This window comes from Nocardia sp. NPDC088792, assembly GCF_044750615.1.
GTDB lineage: Bacteria > Actinomycetota > Actinomycetes > Mycobacteriales > Mycobacteriaceae > Nocardia.
The window spans coordinates 896,368-914,657 of record NZ_JBIVKC010000001.1 but is presented as its reverse complement, the minus strand read 5'-3'; the positions used below and the strand labels follow the sequence as shown (position 1 = coordinate 914,657).

The following is an 18,290-nucleotide window of genomic DNA, read 5'->3' as shown; positions in this document are numbered from 1 at the left end:
GCCGTACCCGAGATCGGAGGAACCCCCGTGAGAATGACACCGCAGCCCGGTATGGGTGTCGTGGTCGAGAACTTCGACGCGGACAGCACCGAGGACGTTCAGCTGCTGAAGAAGACGGTGTACCGGGACAAGATCGTGCTGCTGCGGGGGCAGGACCTGGATGTTCCCGGATTCCTCGCGCTCGGCCGGCGGCTCGGCACGCCGGAGGCCTACTACGAGCCCGCCTACCACCACCCCGAACATCACGAGGTGTTCGTGTCCGCGAACGTGGAGGAGAACGGGCAGCGCATCGGCGTCCCGAAGACCGGGCGGTTCTGGCACTCCGATTACCAGTTCATGCCGCGGCCCTTCGACATCACACTGACCAGTCCGCGGGTGGTGCCCAGCAAGAATCGCGGCACCCTCTTCATCGATATGGCGAAGGCGTACGAGGGGCTTTCGCACGAGCTGAAGCAGGCGGTCGAGGGCGCGAGCGCGACCCACACCGTGCGGCGCTACTTCAAGATCCGGCCCGGCGACGTGTACCGGCCCATCTGCGAACTGGTGGCGGAGGTCGACGCCAAGACCCCGCCCGTGACCGCGCCGGCCGTGTACCGGCACCCACACACCGGTGAACAGGTCCTCTACCTCAGCGAGGGCTTCACCGAATCGATCACCGACGCCGACGGACAGCAGCAGCCCGAGCTGCTGCGCGAATTGCTCGCCGCCACCGGGCAACTCGACGACCTACCGAGCGATGTCCCCGTGCACCTGCAGACCTTCGAAGCCGGCGACGTGCTGATCTGGGACAACCGCACGCTTGTCCATCGCGCGGTGCACACCGATACCCCCGAGCCCGCGGTCTCCTGGCGGGTCACCGTGCACGATCCGGCGGGTGCGTGAAATGTCCGTCGCACCGGTACTTCTCGACAATGACGCGGCCCTGCTGGACGAGGTGCTGCGCTGCTACAAACCGCACTGCCGCTACCTGAAGTCGCTGACCGTCGCCGTCACCGGCGACCGGGTGATCGGCACGGGGACCTTCTCGATTCCCGAACCCTGCTACATCGACGACACCGGGCACCTCAATGCCGTCGAGGTCGGCATCTGCTACAACCAGTTGCTCTACCAGACCATGGCCACCATGGTCCGGCACTCGACCGGGCCGGTGCTGGCGGACTGGACCATGGACGAATTCCTGCGCCGGTATCTGCCCGATGTGCTGATCGCGAGCTCCCGCAATGTGTTCCGGCGGGCCATCGACTCGCAGAGTTTCACCGGTGAATTCGTGATCGAGCGGGCGACCCGCTACCAGCCGCGGGCGGACCTGCCCGAGCGGGTGGCGCTGGAAACCTCGTACCGGTTCCGGGACGAGGCGGGCGGTGAATGCGACGGGGAGATCCGCGTCGTGGTGGTGGATACCGGGGCGGCATCGTGAACCCGCGGACCGTCGCCGAGCTGGCACGCGTACACCCCGATCCGGCGGTCACCGCGGTGATCTGCGGTGACCGCACACTGACCTACGGCGAACTGGAGCAGGCGGGCAATCGAATTGCCGCCGCCTTCCGGGCCGCGGGGCTGGAACCCGGTGCGCGCGTGGCCTATCTGGGGCTCGAATCCGTCGACTACTACGCGGCGCTGCTCGGCTGCGCCAAGAGCGGGACCGTGCTGGTGCCCGTCAACTTCCGGCTCACCGCGACCGAAATCGCTTACATCCTCGACGATTCCGATACGGCCTTGCTGGTGGTCGACGAGTCGTTGCGGTCTTCGCTCGGTGCGCTGGACATCCCCGTGGTGACCGCCGAGGAGTTCCCGCGGTGGTACGGCCGCCATACCGGCGACGATGCGGCGCACGAGATCTCCGCCGACGACGCCGTGGTGCAGCTGTACACCAGCGGCACCACCGGACTGCCCAAGGGCGTGGTCCTCGCCCATCGCAGCTTCTTCGCGGTCCGTACGGCGCTGGCCGAGGCCGGCGCGGACTGGATCGACTGGCGGACCGGCGATATCGGAATGATCGGCATCCCGGGCTTCCATGTGGGTGGACTCTGGTGGGCCACACAGGGTTTCGCCTCCGGTGCGACCATGGTGGCGCTGCCGCGCTTCGACAGCGGCACGGCCGTGCGGCTCATTCGCGAGCTCGGCGTGAGCACGGTGTGCGTGGTGCCGTCCATGCTGCGGTTGATGCTCGACGATCCGGGCGCGGATCCGGCGTCCATGGCCACGGTGCGCAAGGTGGTGTACGGCGGTTCGCCCATCTCGGAGTCCTTGCTGCAGAAGGCGATCGAGCAGCTGGGTTGTGAGTTCGCGCAGATCTACGGGCTCACCGAGACCGGGAATACCGCCATCTGCCTGCCACCCGAAGCGCATGTGCCGGGCAGCGGACTGCTGCGTGCGGCCGGGCGGTCGTACCCGGGTTTCGGGGTGAAGATCATCGGATCGGACGGCGCGAGCCGGCGGATCGGTGAGGTCGGGGAGATCTGCCTGCGCACGCCGGGCCACATGCTGGAGTACTGGCGTCGCCCCGAGGCCACCGCGGAAACGCTGGTGGACGGCTGGATTCACACCGGAGACGCGGGCTACCTCGACGCCGACGGCTACCTGTACCTGTGCGATCGGATCAAGGACATGATCATCGTGGCGGGGGAGAACATCTACCCCGCCGAGATCGAGAACGTCCTCGCCAAATACCCGGCCGTCGCCGATGTGGCGGTCATCGGCACACCCGACGAGCGGTTCGGCGAGCAGGTGCACGCCTTCATCGCACTGCGGCCCGAAGCCGCCGCCACACCCCGGGACCTGTTCCTGTTCTGCCGGGACGAGCTGGCCGCCTTCAAGATTCCCGCCCGCTTCGAATTCGTCGACCGCATTCCGCGCAATCCCAGCGGCAAGATCCTGCGCCGCGAACTGCGCGACCGATACTGGCCCGCCGCCGGTCGGCGCATCAACTGAGAGGTCGAATCCACTGTGTCCCCAGCCATCACCTTCGATACCGTGCGCGCGGATATCGCGGGCGAGCTGTTTCTCACCCCCGCGGAGCTCGACCCGGAGGCGGATCTCTTCGCCGCGGGCCTGGATTCGGTGCGCGTGCTGTCCCTGGTGGAACGCTGGCGCGCCGCCGGCCACGAGGTCGGCTTCGTCGACCTGCTCGAACAGCCGACCCTGCAGGCCTGGTGGCAGCTGCTGACCCGCGCGCAGGAGCACTGAATTGCGGCTCACCGCTGCCCAATACGAGATCTGGCAGCAGCAACAGCAGCTCGCGTCCACCGCGATGCTCAACATCGCCGAATACGTCGAGATCGACGGCGACATCCACCCCGGCCTGCTGACGGCCGCCATCGAGGCCACCGTCACCGAGGTCGAAGCGCTGCACATGCGTTTCACCGACACCGCGGACGGCCCCCGCCAGCACCCCGAGCCGGTGGACTGCCGGGTCCACCTCGCCGACCTGCGTGACCACCCGAATCCTCGTGCCGCAGCCGAGGATTGGATGGCCGCCGACGTCGGCGCCGACCTGTGCGTCTACAACGACCGCCTGTTCACCCACGCGATCTTCCGGCTCGACGACCGGACGACCCTCTGGTACCACCGCGTCCACCACATCCTGCTGGACGGCTACGGCCTGGTGCTCTTCGCGCGGCGAGTCGCGCAGGTGTACACGGCCCTGGTCAACGGCGGCACCCCGCCCACGGTGAACTTCGGCTCCTTGGCCGCGGTAGCGGACCACGACCGTGCCGACCAGGAGTCCGAAAACTACAGTCGCGCAGAAGAATTCTGGCTCGCCTACGAACGCGACCGCCCGGCCCCCGTGGGCCCGGCCGGTCGCACCGCCCCGCTGTCTCCTCGAATGACCCGGGTCATCCACGACCTCCCCCGTGATCTGGTCACCGCACTACGTGGTTTCGAGGCCACGACCTCCGCCGAGGCAATCATCGCCGGAGTAGCCGCCTACCTGCACCGCCTGTCAGGCGCGCCGCAGGTGAGTCTCGCGCTGCCGGTAATGATGCGAATCGGCACCCCCGCCTTGCGCGTCCCCACCATGACGGTGAACGCCATCCACTGCTGGACCGACTTCACCCCGTCCACCACCTTCACGGCGGCCACCGCCCAGGTCTCCACTCACCTCCGCACCAGCCGCCCCCACCACCGCTACCGCTACGGCGACCTCCTCCGGAAACTGGTCAACACCACCGGCGACCGCCGCATCTCCGGCCCCTCCGTCAATGTCATGCCCTTCGACTTCGGCCTCCGCTTCGCCGACTCCCCGGGCACGGTCCGCAACGTGGCCGCCGGCGTCGAAGAAGACATCGCCTTCCGCCTTTACGACTACGGCGACCAAGGCATCCGCCTCGTCATCGACGCCAACCCCAACCTCTACGCCCCCTCCGACCTCGAGTCCCACGCCCGCCGCCTCTCCAACTTCCTCAACCGGCTCCTGGCCGATCCGCACAACCTCATCGCAGATATTCCGTTGCTCGACGCCACGGACCTGTCCGTGCTGAGCGCCTGGCGGACTGCCGAGACCGCTGCGGTCACTCACGCGGTCACGGCAGGGCCGCCCCTGTGCGCAGCGCCGCAGGAGGACACCGTCCTCAGCATGTTTCGGGCGCAGGCGCGGCGAACGCCGGAGCGCATCGCGGTGGTCGACGCCACCGGCGCGATCGGATTCGGCGAGCTGGCGGAGCGGGTGGATCGGCTTGCGATGCGGCTGCGCGAGTATGGGGTCGGGACGGGATCCGTTGTGCTGCTGGTACTTCCGCGCACGGCGGAGGCCGTGGTCGCCGTGTTCGCTGTGGCGGCGGCCGGGGCGGCCTATGTGGCGGCGGATCCGAATCATCCTGCGGGGCACCTCGAGTTTCTGTTCGAGGACAGTGGCGCGGATGCGGTGCTGTCGGTGCGTGAATCGGCGCAGGGTCTGCCCGGCAGTCTGTTGCCCGGCCTGGTGCTGGTCGATCAGCTGACGGATCACCATCCCTCGGCGGCGCTTCCGGAGATCAGGGCCGATTACCCTGCCTGCCTCACTTACACGTCCGGATCGACGGGAAAACCCAAGGGCGCGTTGATCACTCATCGTGGCCTCGCGAATCTCGCTCGGCATCATCAGCGGGCGCTGATCGCTTCGGCCGAAGAACCCAGGCGGGCCGCGCTCACGGCGTCGTTGTGCTTCGACACTTCCTGGGAGGGTCTGTTCTGGCTGTTGAGTGGCCACGAGCTGCATATCGTTTCGGAGCAGGTGCGGGCGCAGCCGGAGGAGCTGCTGGCGTATGTGGATCGGCATCGGATCGACTTCCTGGATCTGACGCCTACGCAGGCCGAGCAGCTCGTCGCGGCGGGATTACTGGCTTCGGGGGCGCATAGGCCGGCGGTGCTCGCCCTCGGCGGGGAGGCTGCGGGACAGGCGCTCTGGGCCGCGCTGCGGAGTGTGCCGGAGATCGCCGCGTACAACCTTTACGGTCCGAGCGAGGCGACCGTCGACGCGACCTGGGCGCGGTTGGCCGACAGCTCGGAACCCGTTATCGGTAACGCAGTTTCGGGCGTGCGCTGCGAGGTGCTCGATGCCCGCCTGCACCCGGTGCCGCCGGGCATACCGGGGGAGCTGTACCTGGCGGGCACCTCGCTCGCGCTGGGATATCACCGCAGGCCGGGGCTGACCGCCGGGCGGTTCGTGGCGGATTCCGACGGTCCGCCCGGATCGGTCCGGTACCGCACCGGTGACCGGGTACGCCGATTGCCGGACGGCACACTCGAATACCTCGGGCGCACCGACGATCAGGTGAATCTGGCCGGTGTGCGGATCGAGCCCGCCGGTATCGACGCGGCGCTGGCCACGCACCCACAGGTGACGTCCGCCGCGTGCGCGGTGATCGACGAGCGCCTCGTCGGGTATGTGGTCACCACCGAGCCGCATCCCCGGCCGGCGGATCTCCGGCGGCACCTGCTGGACCGGATTCCGCGGTATCTGGTGCCGTCATTGTTCGTCACCCTCGATCGGATGCCGATCACAGTGACCGGCAAGCTGGATCGCGCCGCTCTGCCTCGGCCCTTCGCGACCGGCGCCGCGTCGCGGCCGCCGCGGGACGATCGTGAACGCCTCCTGTGCGACCTGTTCGCCGAGGTCCTGGGCGTCCCCTCCATCGGCATCGACGACGACTTCTTCGCGCTCGGCGGCGATTCCGCCATGGCCACTCGCCTGGCCGCACGCATCCGTGCCGAGCTGTCCGTCGACGCCGACGTGCGCACGATCTTCGAGACCGCCACGGTGGCCGAACTCGCCGCCGAGCTGGATGCCGATCAGGTTCGCGTGCAACTGATCCCGGACCTCGAGGCCGATGCGCGACTCGACCCGGACTTCCGGATAGCGGACGCCGCACCGCGCACGCCGCGACACGTATTGCTCACGGGAGCGACAGGATTCCTCGGCGCCTTCCTGCTGAGCGAGCTGCTGAAGCGCCCCGGCGTCCGGGTGACCTGCCTGGTCCGTGCGCCCCGCAACGCCCTCGAAGGGCAGGGTTCCGCGGCCTCGGACGCGGCGACCCTGCGTTTGCAGGAAAGCCTGCGGCACTACGGAGTTCAGGTTCCCTGGGATCACGTGACGGTAGTTGCGGGGGATCTCGCACTACCCGGTCTCGGCCTCGATCCGGCCGATCACCGCGCCCTGGCGGAGTCGGTGGATGTGATCGTGCACAATGGCGCCCCGGTGCATCACCTCACGCCGTATGCGCGGCTGCGGCCGGGCATCGTGGACGGCACCCGCGAGGTATTGCGGCTCGCCGCGGCCCACCATCCCAAGCCGGTGCACTACATCTCCGCCTGCGACACCGCGGTGGCGACGGAGGGGAATCCCGAGCTCATTCTCGAGCGCCGCCGCGCACCGGCCGCGAAAGTGCTTGCCAATGGCTATATCCAGGCCAAATGGGTGGCCGAGGGCCTGGTGCTCGCGGCGGGGGAGCGCGGTCTCCCGGTCGCGGTGTACCGTCCCGGCCGGATCTGCGGTCACTCGGTGACCGGCGCCGGCAACAATCGCGATGCCTTCTGGACCATGGTCCGCAGCATGGTCCGGCTTGGCGTCGCACCGGATCGGCCGGAACTGGTGAACCTGGTCCCGGTGGACCACGTGGCGGGCGCCGTCGCACACCTGGTGTCCACCGCCGGCGTCGGCGTGTACCACCTCACCGCCCCCGAATCGACTTCCCTCGCAACTGTTCTCGCGAGGCTCCGCGCGCTCGGTTACCGGCTGACCCCGGTCCCCGAGCGCACCTGGACGGATCGCCTGCCGCGGCTCGGCGGGGACGGCGAACAATGCCGCGCCCTGCTCGACGCTCGGCCCCCCACACCCCGGGAGGCATTCCGTTTCGACCGCACCAACACGGAACGCGGTCTGCGCGACGCCGACATCGTCGCGCCGCACATCGACTCCCGGACAGTCGATGCCGGTATCCGGTACTTCATGCGCACCGGATTCCTCCCCGCGCCGGACGCCCGATCCGTCGCCTGAGCCCCCGCTTCGCCCGAAAACGAAGTTTCTTTTGCACCACCAGATGAGGAGTGTGTCCTTTGCGTACCCTGAACGCAGCCGTAGTCGCCGCCCTGTCCGTCGCCGCCCTGTCCGTCGCCGCCCTGTCGGTCACCGCCGTCACCGCGAATGCCGAACCGGCGCAACCGGATCCGGCCCTCCGGCCCTCCGGCCTGCATTTCACCGCCCAGGTCGTGGACCACGCCGTCGAGGTGAGCACCGACGGCGGCACCCTCACCGCCACCGATGGCCGCTTCGAGGTCCACGATGCGGACGGCCGTGTCCTGGACGGCATCCCGCTCACCTATCAGCGTGACGGCAAGAGCTGGCCGATCGCCGCCGAAATCCACGGCACCACAGCCACCCTCACCCCCGGCACCGATCCGGCGCAGGCCGTCCCGATCACCGACCACGCCACCCCCGCCACCCCCGCCATCCCCGCCATCCCCACCGCCCTCACCGACGCCGCCTTGCACGACATCGCCATCGACTGGCAGTCCACCGACTTCAACACCGCCGTCATGAACTTCTCCACCATGGCCGGCCTGGGCGTCACCCTCGGCACGCTCGTCGGCACCGTGATCGGCGCGACCATCGGCTGCGTCGCCGGCGGCATCGTGGTCGGCGCCGCCGCGGGCACGATAACCATTGGCGCCCTTGCCATCCCGGGCTTCCTCGGCGGCTGCCTGGTGACCGGCGCCGCCCTCGGCGCCATCGGCGCGGTCATCGGCAACATCTTCATCGCGGGCCCGCTGGGCGGCGTCGGCGCCCTCCAGTTCCTGGACGCCCTGAACAGGCAGGCGAACAAGTAAGCGCGTTTGCGCAAAATGGCCATCGCGTTCGATCGTCTCTATGTTTGACCGATGGCATCGATCAAACAGATCCAGGTCACCTTCGACTGCTCGGAACCCGAGCGCGTCGCTCGTTTCTGGTGCGAGGTATTGGGATACGAGCACCAGGGCACGGCAGGCGTCGATCCCGCAGGCGTGGGCCCGCGCCTGTACTTCCAGCGCGTTCCCGAAGCGAAGGTCGTCAAGAATCGGGTACATATCGACGTGCGGGTCGGCACCGGCCTCGTGGGTGAAGAGCGCGTCACCGCACTCGAATCCGAATGCGCACGACTGGTCGCCCTCGGCGCGGTACGCGTGGAACTACTGCGCGCCGACGGCGTCAACGAATCGTGCCTCGTAATGCAGGACATCGAGGGCAACGAGTTCTGCCTCGACTGACCGGATCAGGGAGATTCGTGATGTTCTCGGTCCCACTCGGCGCCGACGGCGCACGCCTGTGCCCGCTCGAACCGTGGCACGCCGAGGAGTTCCTGGCCCACCTCGATCGGGGCAGGGAGTTCATCGGCCGGTACATCGGCTTCGCCGACCGCGCAACGGATCTGGACTCCAGCCGGGCACTGCTGCGCGCGTACGCGGACAAAACGGCCACCGACACCGGCCGGATCTACGGCATCTGGACCGGTGACACCCTCGTGGGCGGTGTGCTGTTCCGCCGGATGGATTTCGAGCACGGAGTCGTCGAGGTGGGCTGCTGGCTCGAGCCGGCGGGCACCGGGCAGGGACTCGCCACCCGGGCCGCCCGCCTGATCATCGATTGGGCGGTGCGGACCCGGGGCGCGCACCGGGTGGAGTGGCAGGTCAAGGCGGACAACCAGGCGAGCATCGCGGTGGCCCGCCGACTGGGCATGACCCGCGACGGCGTCCTCCGCGAGGCCGTGCTGCACCGCGGAAAACGCTTCGACCTCGAGATATGGTCGGTGCTCGCACCGCAATGGCGCGCCCAGCAGCTGTGACGTCTGCCCCTCGACTTCTGTTGGGCGGCAACGGGTATTACTGAGGAGTCGAATCGAGTAGATTCCCTCATTCGCGTCGGAGCGGCGGCGATGACACTCGGTGCATGACGATTTCTGCACGACGCCGGAGTGTCCGGGTCTGGCTACTCGCCGCCGCTGCGACGGTCATCTGGGTTCGTTACGTCGGCGCGGTCCTGCTGTTCATCGGCGCTGCGGCGGTATCGGACCCGCGATGTGAAAAGGACGCCTACGCGCATCCGCAGTTGAACCCGAGTGGAATTCCATTACTGATCGGCGCCGCCCTGTTGTGGGCGGCGCCTTTCATCGGTGTCGCCGTGGCGCGTCCGTCCGCAGCGACGATCACCCTGGCCGGAGCGGCGGGGGTCGTTTCCGCCTGCGCGGTCTCGTACGTGCTTACGCACCCAAGTCCGCTGTTCTGCATATGATCTTCACGCTTCCGGTCATGGGGACCTTCGAGGTCAGGGACGGCAGGATCAGCGCCTGGCGGGACTACTTCGACGTGAACCAGTTCACCAGCCGGATGGGATGACTAACGTCCGGCGAGCTCGGCGACGATCGGAGCGAACCGGTCGGCGAAGTCGGCACCGAAGATGAAGTAGGAGAAGCCCATCTCCTCGCGTCGCCGCTGGATTTCCTCGGCGGCGGCCACCGGATCATCCGGCAGCACGGTCATCGCGTCCGCCACATGAAGCGCAGCGGTGTCGGTATCGGGGCGCGCCATATGCGGCGCGACGGCCTTACCGATAACTGGCACGGCGAGCGCGAGTTCGGCATCGCTGCGGGTGCGGAATTCGCCTGCCAGCCGCGCGACTTCGCCCCGAGGCTGATCCCCCAGCACGAAGGTGACCGTGTCCGCGACCTCCGCCGCCAACGCCCGCGCCTTCGGACCGATAACAGCCATCGCGACGGGCGTGTGACGATCAGGACCGTCGAGATCGCGCAGCCGCTCGATGGTCTCCCGTACCTGGGCCAGTCGCTCGGACGGCGGCGGTACGGCAGGCATTCCCTTGTCGCGCAGCTCATCCTCGATCCCCGGCCTGCCGGTGCCGATGCCCATCTCGAACCGCCCCTCGGTCAGCAGCGACAACGAATGCGCCTCCCACGCCGCCAGCCAAGCCGGACGCAGCGGAGAGGCATACACCCACGTGCCCACCCGCAAATCGGTCAGCGCCGCGGCGGTAGCCAGCATCGGCCCGGGCGCCGGCTGCAGCTGCGGGAAGTCCGGCACCAACAGCGTCGAATAGCCGCTGTCGGCGATCCGCCGCACGCGATCCCGCCACGTCGCCACATCCGACCTGAGCGGAGCGACAACCCCGAATCGAAACGCCCTCGTCATATCTGAACTCCTGTCATCCGGTCCACCCAGAGGAACCGACGACACCTGCACCCGGAATTCATCGGTGCGGTCGATCTTCCGATGAACGCCAGCTGCGGCGGGAGGTCGACAGGGAGTGGGTGCCCAGTTCGGGTGAGGTTTTCCAGATGCGGCGGATTCGTTCGGCGGGGTCGAACCGTGGCCAGCCGGGGTCGCCGGTGGTGGCGAAGGCGGCGAAGGCATCGCGCATGGCGGTCGACAGGTCAGTGAAGTCGGGCGGAACCTGCCGGCCGATGAGGTCGGCGGCGAGGGGGCCGTGCGGGGTGTCGAAGGTGAAGGGGACATCGAGGCCGTGGCAGGCGCCCAGCGCACCATCGCGCGCTGGGCTGGGCCACGCGAATTCGTAAAGGTAGGTGCCGGTTCCCGTTTCGGCAGCGGCTTCGGCGCACCACAGGGCGGGCATCCGGAACAGGGCATCGGAGAGGATCAAGGCGTGCAGGTCGTCGTCGGTGATGCCCGGATTCCCGGTGCGGTAATCGCGGACCGCGCTCGCGTCCAGACCGCAGGCGCGGGCGGTATCGATGGGATCGATCGCCGACAGATCCGCGTCGACGGTGAACATGCGGGCCTCGTCGGTGGTGTACCCGCAGATCACTTCCCGGCGCGTTCCGGTTGCGCACCAGCCGATCCACGGTGGGGCGTCGAACAGGTCGTTGTCGATGACGAGCGAGTACGGCGCGTGCGGAAGGGTCCACCGGGCCGGTTCGGCCGACATCACGGTCACCGGGGTCATCTGCACCGCGTGGATCGCCTCGGACGGTATCGCGGCCAGCGCGTCGGCCGTCGGGCGGACGCCGAGTTGCGCGGTGATCATCGCCGACACGGCACGGGCCTCGTCGGCGGGGACGAAGATCTTTCCCGGGCTCTGCGCGATCCCGCGCCGGAACAGCCCCGGCGCGCGATTCCCGGCCAGCAGGCCCACGATCGACGAGGCGCCGGCCGACTGGCCGAGCAGCGTCACCGCGTCCGGGTCGCCACCGAAGGCGGCGATATTGTCACGCACCCATCGCAGTGCGGCGATCTGATCGAGCACACCGCGGTTGCACGGCATGTCCTCGACCCAGCCGAAACCCTCGTACCCCACCCGGTAATTCACTGTCACCAGCACGATTCCCGCGGCAGCGAAAGCCACGCCGTCGAAATCGGTGGTGGCGGCGGTACCGCCCATACACGCGCCGCCGTGCAGCCACACCACGACCGGCATCCCCGAAGAGGTGATATCAGGGGTCCACACATTGACGGTGAGGCATTCCGGATCGTCACCGGGATGCCAGAGAATGGGCTGCGGAACCGCGGACCCGAACGCCCGCGCATCGCGCACCCCCTCCCATTCCCGCGCCGGCTCCGGCGCCAGGAAACGGCGGGCGCCGTCCAGCGGCGCGGCATACGGAATGCCCCGGAAGGCCGAATACCCCTGCCCCGACTCACCTTGTACGGCACCACATTCGGTGCGGACGACGACATCCATAGGGTGACCCCCTCGGTCTTCGCGCTTACCGAACTCTAATACGCCGAATCGACCGCGCGCCGTGTTGTGTAACAGTTTTGCGTCAGGTGAAGACGTCTGTTCGATGAGGATTTCCGTACTACGTGGCGTTGCCGTCTTCCGAAACAGTGCTGCGGCGATATCGGCTCTGGTTCTTACACTCGGCCTTTCGAGTGGGTATGCCGACGCCGACAGCGGCGGCTACAACCTCGAATTCGGGCCGCCACCGCTGACCCGCACAGCTGATCCGGGCCAACCGTCACCGGTGCCGGCGGACATCGCGGCGCAGCGTCTGGAGTGGAAGCCGTGTGCCGCAACAGGTCTCCAGGACTTGCTGGACGGGCAGGTGCCCGCTGCGGCGCGTACGGCGCTGCTCGACGGGCTGGAATGTGCGAGCGTGCGGACGCCGCTGGATTGGTCGGATCCCGCGGGGCCGTCCGCGAGTTTCGAGATTTCGCGGCTGCCGGGGCGGGGCGCTAGGCGTCCGCTGCTGACCACTACGGGCGGTCCCGGGGCGGGCACGATGCTGAACCCGATCCAGTGGGCCACCGCGCTTCCGGAGCTGCGTGACTCCTATGACCTCATCGGATTCGACGCGCGTGGCACCAGGCTGTCGAGTACCGCGGCCGACTGTGACGAGAACAGTTCCGGCGATCCGCAGCTGCTGGCGACCGGCCGCAATGACGGCGCCGATATCCTCGATTTCTCGCCGGTGTCGGTGCAGCGGCAGCTGTCGCAGGCGAAAGCGTGGATTCAGTCGTGCGTGGACAGGTCGGCGCGGACCCCTTCCGGCGGAAGCACTCTCGGCGCCGTCGACTACTGGCAGACGGTGCGGGACCTGGATCTGGTGCGATCGCTGCTGAACGCGCCGACGTGGAGCTACCTCGGCGCCTCGCAAGGCACCGAGCTCGGGTTGGAGTTGGCGCGCACGTTCCCGGGACAGGTCGACCGGATGGTGCTCGACTCGATCAGCGATCCGGCCCCCTCCCTCGCTGACGGCCTGCGAGACCGAGTCCTGCAGCAGCAGCGGGCAATCGAGGGCGACTTCGCGCCCTGGCTCGCCACCCGCGCCACGCCCTTCGGGGACAGTCGTGACGCCGTCCTCGCCGCGCTGACCCGGATGCGCGCCGACCTGACGGCCCACCCGCTCGCGCTGCCCCTCGATCGGACATTCAGCGGAAACGACTTGAACACAGTCCTTTTCGGCGTCGACAACGGGCCGTATGAGGCCTTGGAGCAGAAGCTGCTCACCCTGCGCGCCGCGATGGATCACCCCACTCTCGGCGCATTGTTGAACGTGGCCATGACCTTTCGTGTGTCGCCACTCATCGATGTGTTCGGTGAGCACCTTCTGGAAGCCGGCTCCCGTGTCGGCTGGTGGACGGCACGCAACTGTAACGAGGCCGGCTGGAGCCATGATCTCGACGAGATCGTCACCGCCGCACAACAACTCGCGACCCAAGCGCCGCTGACTTACCTCGGGATGGGTTTCACCGCGGCCTGCGCCTTCTGGCCGGAACCACACCGCGATCCGAACCCGGTTCCGCTCGATCGCATCGCGTCCGCCCTCCTGATCGGCAATGAGAAGGATCCGGTGACACCGATCTCCGGAGCCCGAGCGGTGCACGCCGCGATCCCCGATTCCCGGCTCATCACGGTCTCCGGCGTACAACGCCATCTCGTGCTGCCGGAAACCATGCCCAATGGCCTACCCGGTTCGATCCCCGGCATCAGCGCCTGCGCCACCTCCGCGGTCATCGAATGCCTTGCACACGAACAACTCCCGGATACCGACACCACCTGTCAGCCCGACTCTCGATGAGGCTGTGAGAGCCTCGCCAGGGCATCCTTCGTAATGCCCACGGATGGAAGCGGATTCGCTGCGACTCGGCAATTCCGGATCGGGATCACACGGCCAGGGCCGCGCGCAGGAATTCGAGGATCTCGGCCTGGGCGGCGCCGGCCTGCGGTTCCACGCCCGGCAGGGTGAGGAACGCGTGCCGTGCGTCCGGGTACTCGGTGAGCCGCACAGATGTCCTGGCGGCGTGCAGGCGCTCGGCGTAGCGGCGGCCGTGATCGGCCAGTGCGTCCCGGGTCGGCACCAGGATCAGTGCGGGGGCGAGTCCGCTGAGGTCGTCCGCGTAGAGGGGCGAGGATGCGCGGGCGTCGGCTTCCGGCGGGACGGCTAGTCGCTGCAAGAGGCGCAGTACCGGCAGGGCGGGGGTCGGGCTGTAGGCGTATTCGGCGATGGAGGGGTAGTCGTACATCGTGTCGGTCACCTCGACTGCGGGATTGACCAGCACCTGCGCGGCGAGCCGGATGCCCGTCTCACGTGCTCGGATCGCGGTCAGGGCGGTGATCAGCGCGCCGAAGCTCTCGCCGAAAACGACTGTGCGCGATGGGTCGGCGCCCCATTGCGTGGCGTGGCGCAGCATGTGCCCGAGCACGTCCCAGCCGTCGGCGGCGGCGTTCGCGAGCGGGTTGGCCGGGTCGACGAGGCGGTGTTCGACCGAGACGACGAGTGCGGGCAGGTGGGCGGCGAGGTGGCTGTTGGTCCAATCGCATTGCGCCGCCGTACCTACGAAACCGCCGCCGTGTACGTGGATTACGAGTGGTAGGTCCGTTCGGGTGTCGGCCGCCGGCCGGTACACCCGGACGGGAAGGTCGCGGCCCGGCAGTGCCAGCCGCTGCCACTCGATCGTGGCCCCGGGGTCCGGTTCCCCGATGAACGGCCATGCCGCGCTGGATGCCCGCCAGCGATTCTCCGCGTCGCGGTAGGCGATCAGTTCCTCGGTGGTCATCGCCGAGAACTCTGGCTCCGGCGGCCGCGTCACTGCAGTGGTCTCGCTCATGATTTCCGTCCCTTCTCCCGGTCAGGCCTCTCGGCCGACCCATGCACACAGCGTTGCACGCACTGCGTGCAACGGCAAGTGCATAAGTTATGCTGACCGTGACGAGAGGGGCGAAATGGCAGGCCGCAGGCGTTGGTCGACCGAGGAAATCCTGGACACGGCGGCGGAACTGCTGCGTACGAGCGATGCCGAGACGTTCAGCGTGCGCAAGCTTGCCGCGGTGCTCGGGACGGACTCCTCCAGCCTTTACCGGCACTTCCGCAACAAGACCGAACTACTGCGCGCGGTCGCCGACCGGATCCTGGCGGCCGCCATGGACGGTTACCACCCCGAGGGTGACTGGAAGCAGCGCATCACCGTCGCGGCGCTGCGCCTGCGGGAGGCGTTCGGCCGGCACCCCCAGCTCGCCGCGATCTGGGGACGCTACGGTTCCGGCGGCACCGGTTCCCGGCTGGTCATGGAGGAGGTGCTGCAGACCCTGCGGGCCTCGGGCCTGCCCGATGCGGCGATTCCGCGCCACTACCACCGGATCGTGATCCTCATTGCCGCGCTGATCGCCTCCGAAGCCGGCATCGGCACCCTCACCCCCGACGAGTACGAGCAAGGCATGGAACAGTTCCGGGTCGCCGTGCTCGGCGCCGACCCCGGCCGCTTCCCCGCCCTGTCCCACTTCGCTCGCGAGATCCGCCCGCTCGGCGCCGACCGCCGCGCCGCATTCGAGGAGATCCTCGCCGCCCACCTCGCCCGGATCGAAGCCGAAATTCCCTGATACGGAGGCGCGTCGGCGTCGGGGCGAGCGGAAACCGCTGTAAAGCCCCGACTTTCGACGGCAATGGGGAACGCCCTTGTTCGCTAACATCCACGGCGGTTTCGCGGATATATCAGTCGTCGCAGCGGTTGTCGCCGATCGGGTTGCGGCGCAACGGGTTATGGCCAGGATGAGGGAGCGCATCATGAAGCGAAATACCGTGGGCGGGGCAGTGCTGGCCGGAATGCTGGTAGCGGTGACCGCCGGGTGCACCGCGAACGGGAGTGGGACGGTATCGCTTTCGCCGGGTCCGGCCACCGTGTCGGCCTCGGTTCCGGCGGGCGGTCCGACAGGTTCGGGTGGGACGCCGGCGCCTACGAGTGCACCCGCGCAGGATTCCGGGGGTGCGCCGGATTCCGGTGGTGGGCAGCCTTCCGGCGGCGGCGATCCGGCGGGCGGCGGTCCGACCGGGAATCCCGCGCCGACGCCGACGGTCGCGCCCATCGCGGAATGCGCGAACGGTCAGATCCATGTGCGCGCCGAGGACCTGTCAGGGTCGAACAAGAACTACACCGGCACCAATTTGATCTTCGAGACCACCGGCGACACCACGTGCTGGATGGTCGGCTACCCCGGTGTCGACATGTGGGCCCCGGGCGACAAGTGGGTGCATGCCGCGCGCTCCCTCTACAGCGCCGTCTACGGTCAGAACCCCGATCACAGCTTCTCGAACCCGCAGCAGGTGACGATCAAGCCCGGGCAGCCCGCTCATGCCATCGTCGAAAGCACCGTCACCGACAATGGCCGCCCCTGCCCGATATCCCACACTCTCAACGTCACTCCACCCGATATGACGGCGACTCAACCGGTGGAGACCGGCAGCATGCACCCCTGCTCGGTCGTCATCCACCCCATCACCTCGTGAACCGGGTCCGGTCAGCGGAGTCCGGCGAAGAGGTCGGACTCGTGGGCGGGCGCGGCGGCGACGCGGTTGTAGTGGCGGACGAAGCTTTCGGTGCCGAACATCGCCTGCTGGAGTTCGGCGGGCATGTGCAGGAACGGCATGCTGTCGGCCTGACTGCTGTGGGCCTCGAGGGCCTTCAGCTTGCGCTTGGCGTAGGCGGCGACGTCGATGACCGTGGTGATCAGTTCCATCGGCGTGCCGAAGTCTTCCGGCGGTTCGAAGTCGGTGAGGCCGTTCGCCCGGAGAGTCTCGAACATCTCGCGGGAGGGCTCGCGCGGAATCGTGGCGTAGTAGAGCTTGTCCGGGATCTCGGTGGCAGCCGCTGCCGCCAGGGTGATGCGGTTGGCCTGGATGTGGTCGGGGTGACCGTAGTTGCCGTTTTCGTCGTAGGTGACGACCACCTGCGGACGGTAGTGCCGCATGAGGTCCGCGAGCCGGGCGGCCGATTGCGCGACGGGGACGTTCCAGAAGGACTCGGGATCGTTGTTGGCGTCCCAGCCGACCATCCCGGAGTCGTGATAGCCGAGCAGTTCGACGTGCTCGATCCCCAGCAGGGTCGCCGACTCCTGAAGTTCGGAGAGTCGTTGCGCCCGTACCGCATTCGGATCATGACCCGGCTCACCGGGCTTGATTCCGCCGGGCGCATCACCCTGCTCACCATTGGTGCAGGTCACCAGGACCGTCCGGATGCCTTCGCCGGCATACCGCGCGAAAACCCCGCCGGTGCCGATGACCTCGTCGTCCGGATGGGCGTGTACGGCCATGATCGTCAGTTGGTCGGGCATGAGTCCCTGTCTTGATGCACTCGGCGATACGTTGCTTTCACTCTACGAACGAACACCGCGACCCACGGCAGTGATTCCGGCAACCCCGTTCGGGGTCTAGGTCCCGGGTGGGATGGCCGACAGCAGTAGCCGGGTCAGCCGGTCGAGGTCGCCTTCGAGATCGATACCGGGGTGCAGCAGCCATTGGGCTTGCAGGCCGTCGGAGGCGGCGACGAGGATGCGGGCCGCGAATTCCGGGTCGATCGCGGGCGGCGGCGTAGGTTCGGGCCGGTCGGCGGACCGGCGGAACTGGTGTGCGATGACGTCGCGGATCCCGCGGTAGCGCTGCGTGAAGTACCGGTGTGCGGCGTGGGTTTCGTCGGTCGCGGCGGCGATCATCTCGAGCAGCAGCCGGACCAGCCCCGGCGTGCGGGCGGTGTGCGCGAGCATCGCGGGCAGCTCCTGGACCGGTGCGTCGGGGTCGAAACCCGCGGTGTCGGCGGTGTCCCGTTCGGCGAAGATGGCGACCAGCAACTCGTCGCGGGCCGGAAAGTAGTGCAGCAGGCCGCGTTCGCTGAGCCCGGCCCGTTCGGCGATGGCCCGCAATGACGGTCCGGCGCTGTCGCTTTCGGCGTAGGCGGCGAGCGCTTCGCGCAGGATCTGCTGCCTGCGGGCGATCCCCTTCGCGTACGGGCCGCGGCCGGTTGTCTCGGACATGAGCCGACCGTACCCCGGCAAAACGAAAACACAGGAGTACTGGGTTTTCGTGGTAGCGTGCCGCCAT

18 protein-coding genes are annotated in these 18,290 nt (G+C 68.2%); 13 read left to right on the top strand and 5 right to left on the bottom strand.

What is annotated here, in order from left to right:
• Window positions 1-33 precede the first annotated feature (33 nt).
• The 10 genes from ACIP5Y_RS04475 (at window position 34) to ACIP5Y_RS04430 (ending at window position 9,846) form a co-directional block, all read left to right on the top strand.
• The gene (locus ACIP5Y_RS04475) at window positions 34-882 is read left to right on the top strand and encodes a TauD/TfdA dioxygenase family protein (RefSeq protein WP_400349126.1); all 849 of its coding nucleotides are present in this window, start codon (window positions 34-36) and stop codon (window positions 880-882) included.
• A gap of 1 nt (window position 883) precedes the next feature.
• Window positions 884-1,417 (top strand): FcoT family thioesterase, encoded by a 534-nt coding sequence (locus tag ACIP5Y_RS04470; protein ID WP_400349124.1) that lies wholly within the window; start codon window positions 884-886, stop codon window positions 1,415-1,417.
• Window positions 1,414-2,931, top strand: coding sequence for a long-chain-fatty-acid--CoA ligase (locus tag ACIP5Y_RS04465; protein ID WP_400347501.1), 1,518 nt, complete (start codon window positions 1,414-1,416; stop codon window positions 2,929-2,931). Before ACIP5Y_RS04470 ends, ACIP5Y_RS04465 begins: the two co-directional genes overlap by 4 nt.
• Before the next feature lie 15 nt (window positions 2,932-2,946).
• Window positions 2,947-3,186: a phosphopantetheine-binding protein gene (locus ACIP5Y_RS04460; RefSeq protein ID WP_400347500.1), complete on the top strand. Its 240-nt coding sequence runs from the start codon at window positions 2,947-2,949 to the stop codon at window positions 3,184-3,186.
• Window position 3,187: 1 nt separating this feature from the next.
• Entirely contained in the window at window positions 3,188-7,474 is a 4,287-nt protein-coding gene (locus ACIP5Y_RS04455) for an amino acid adenylation domain-containing protein (protein WP_400347499.1), read from the top strand.
• A gap of 59 nt (window positions 7,475-7,533) precedes the next feature.
• Complete coding sequence (locus tag ACIP5Y_RS04450; protein ID WP_400347497.1) at window positions 7,534-8,304, top strand: hypothetical protein; 771 nt, start codon at window positions 7,534-7,536, stop codon at window positions 8,302-8,304.
• A gap of 51 nt (window positions 8,305-8,355) precedes the next feature.
• On the top strand, window positions 8,356-8,721 hold the full coding sequence (locus ACIP5Y_RS04445) for a VOC family protein (RefSeq protein WP_400347495.1): 366 nt from the start codon (window positions 8,356-8,358) through the stop codon (window positions 8,719-8,721).
• Between the two features lie 20 nt (window positions 8,722-8,741).
• Window positions 8,742-9,296 carry a GNAT family N-acetyltransferase gene (locus tag ACIP5Y_RS04440; RefSeq protein ID WP_400347493.1) on the top strand — a complete coding sequence of 185 codons (555 nt, stop codon included), beginning with the start codon at window positions 8,742-8,744 and terminating at the stop codon, window positions 9,294-9,296.
• A 104-nt stretch (window positions 9,297-9,400) separates the two neighbouring features.
• The gene (locus ACIP5Y_RS04435) at window positions 9,401-9,742 is read left to right on the top strand and encodes a hypothetical protein (RefSeq protein ID WP_400347491.1); all 342 of its coding nucleotides are present in this window, start codon (window positions 9,401-9,403) and stop codon (window positions 9,740-9,742) included.
• On the top strand, window positions 9,739-9,846 hold the full coding sequence (locus ACIP5Y_RS04430) for a limonene-1,2-epoxide hydrolase family protein (RefSeq protein ID WP_400347489.1): 108 nt from the start codon (window positions 9,739-9,741) through the stop codon (window positions 9,844-9,846). The genes ACIP5Y_RS04435 and ACIP5Y_RS04430 overlap by 4 nt, the downstream gene beginning before the upstream one ends.
• Here ACIP5Y_RS04430 and ACIP5Y_RS04425 read toward each other — a convergent pair whose 3' ends face one another.
• Window positions 9,847-10,653, bottom strand: a complete 807-nt coding sequence (locus ACIP5Y_RS04425; protein WP_400349122.1) for an LLM class flavin-dependent oxidoreductase — start codon at window positions 10,651-10,653, stop codon at window positions 9,847-9,849. It lies immediately after the preceding gene.
• A 58-nt stretch (window positions 10,654-10,711) separates the two neighbouring features.
• Window positions 10,712-12,160 carry a carboxylesterase/lipase family protein gene (locus ACIP5Y_RS04420; protein WP_400347487.1) on the bottom strand — a complete coding sequence of 483 codons (1,449 nt, stop codon included), beginning with the start codon at window positions 12,158-12,160 and terminating at the stop codon, window positions 10,712-10,714.
• Window positions 12,161-12,263: 103 nt separating this feature from the next.
• Between ACIP5Y_RS04420 and ACIP5Y_RS04415 the strand changes: the two genes are divergently transcribed.
• Window positions 12,264-14,000: an alpha/beta fold hydrolase gene (locus tag ACIP5Y_RS04415; RefSeq protein ID WP_400347486.1), complete on the top strand. Its 1,737-nt coding sequence runs from the start codon at window positions 12,264-12,266 to the stop codon at window positions 13,998-14,000.
• Window positions 14,001-14,085: 85 nt separating this feature from the next.
• Here the strand turns inward: ACIP5Y_RS04415 and ACIP5Y_RS04410 are convergent, their stop codons facing one another.
• Entirely contained in the window at window positions 14,086-15,030 is a 945-nt protein-coding gene (locus tag ACIP5Y_RS04410; protein WP_400347484.1) for an alpha/beta hydrolase fold domain-containing protein, read from the bottom strand.
• A gap of 115 nt (window positions 15,031-15,145) precedes the next feature.
• On the opposite strand from ACIP5Y_RS04410, the gene ACIP5Y_RS04405 reads away from it, so the two are divergent.
• A complete protein-coding gene (locus ACIP5Y_RS04405; protein WP_400347482.1) occupies window positions 15,146-15,799 on the top strand; it encodes a TetR/AcrR family transcriptional regulator in 654 nt (217 codons plus the stop codon).
• Window positions 15,800-15,983: 184 nt separating this feature from the next.
• Window positions 15,984-16,703: a DUF4232 domain-containing protein gene (locus ACIP5Y_RS04400; RefSeq protein ID WP_400347481.1), complete on the top strand. Its 720-nt coding sequence runs from the start codon at window positions 15,984-15,986 to the stop codon at window positions 16,701-16,703.
• Between the two features lie 11 nt (window positions 16,704-16,714).
• Here ACIP5Y_RS04400 and ACIP5Y_RS04395 read toward each other — a convergent pair whose 3' ends face one another.
• Together ACIP5Y_RS04395 and ACIP5Y_RS04390 are read right to left on the bottom strand one after the other, a co-directional pair.
• Window positions 16,715-17,527 (bottom strand): PIG-L family deacetylase, encoded by an 813-nt coding sequence (locus tag ACIP5Y_RS04395; protein WP_400347479.1) that lies wholly within the window; start codon window positions 17,525-17,527, stop codon window positions 16,715-16,717.
• A gap of 96 nt (window positions 17,528-17,623) precedes the next feature.
• Window positions 17,624-18,223: a TetR/AcrR family transcriptional regulator gene (locus ACIP5Y_RS04390; protein WP_400347477.1), complete on the bottom strand. Its 600-nt coding sequence runs from the start codon at window positions 18,221-18,223 to the stop codon at window positions 17,624-17,626.
• Window positions 18,224-18,290 lie beyond the last annotated feature (67 nt).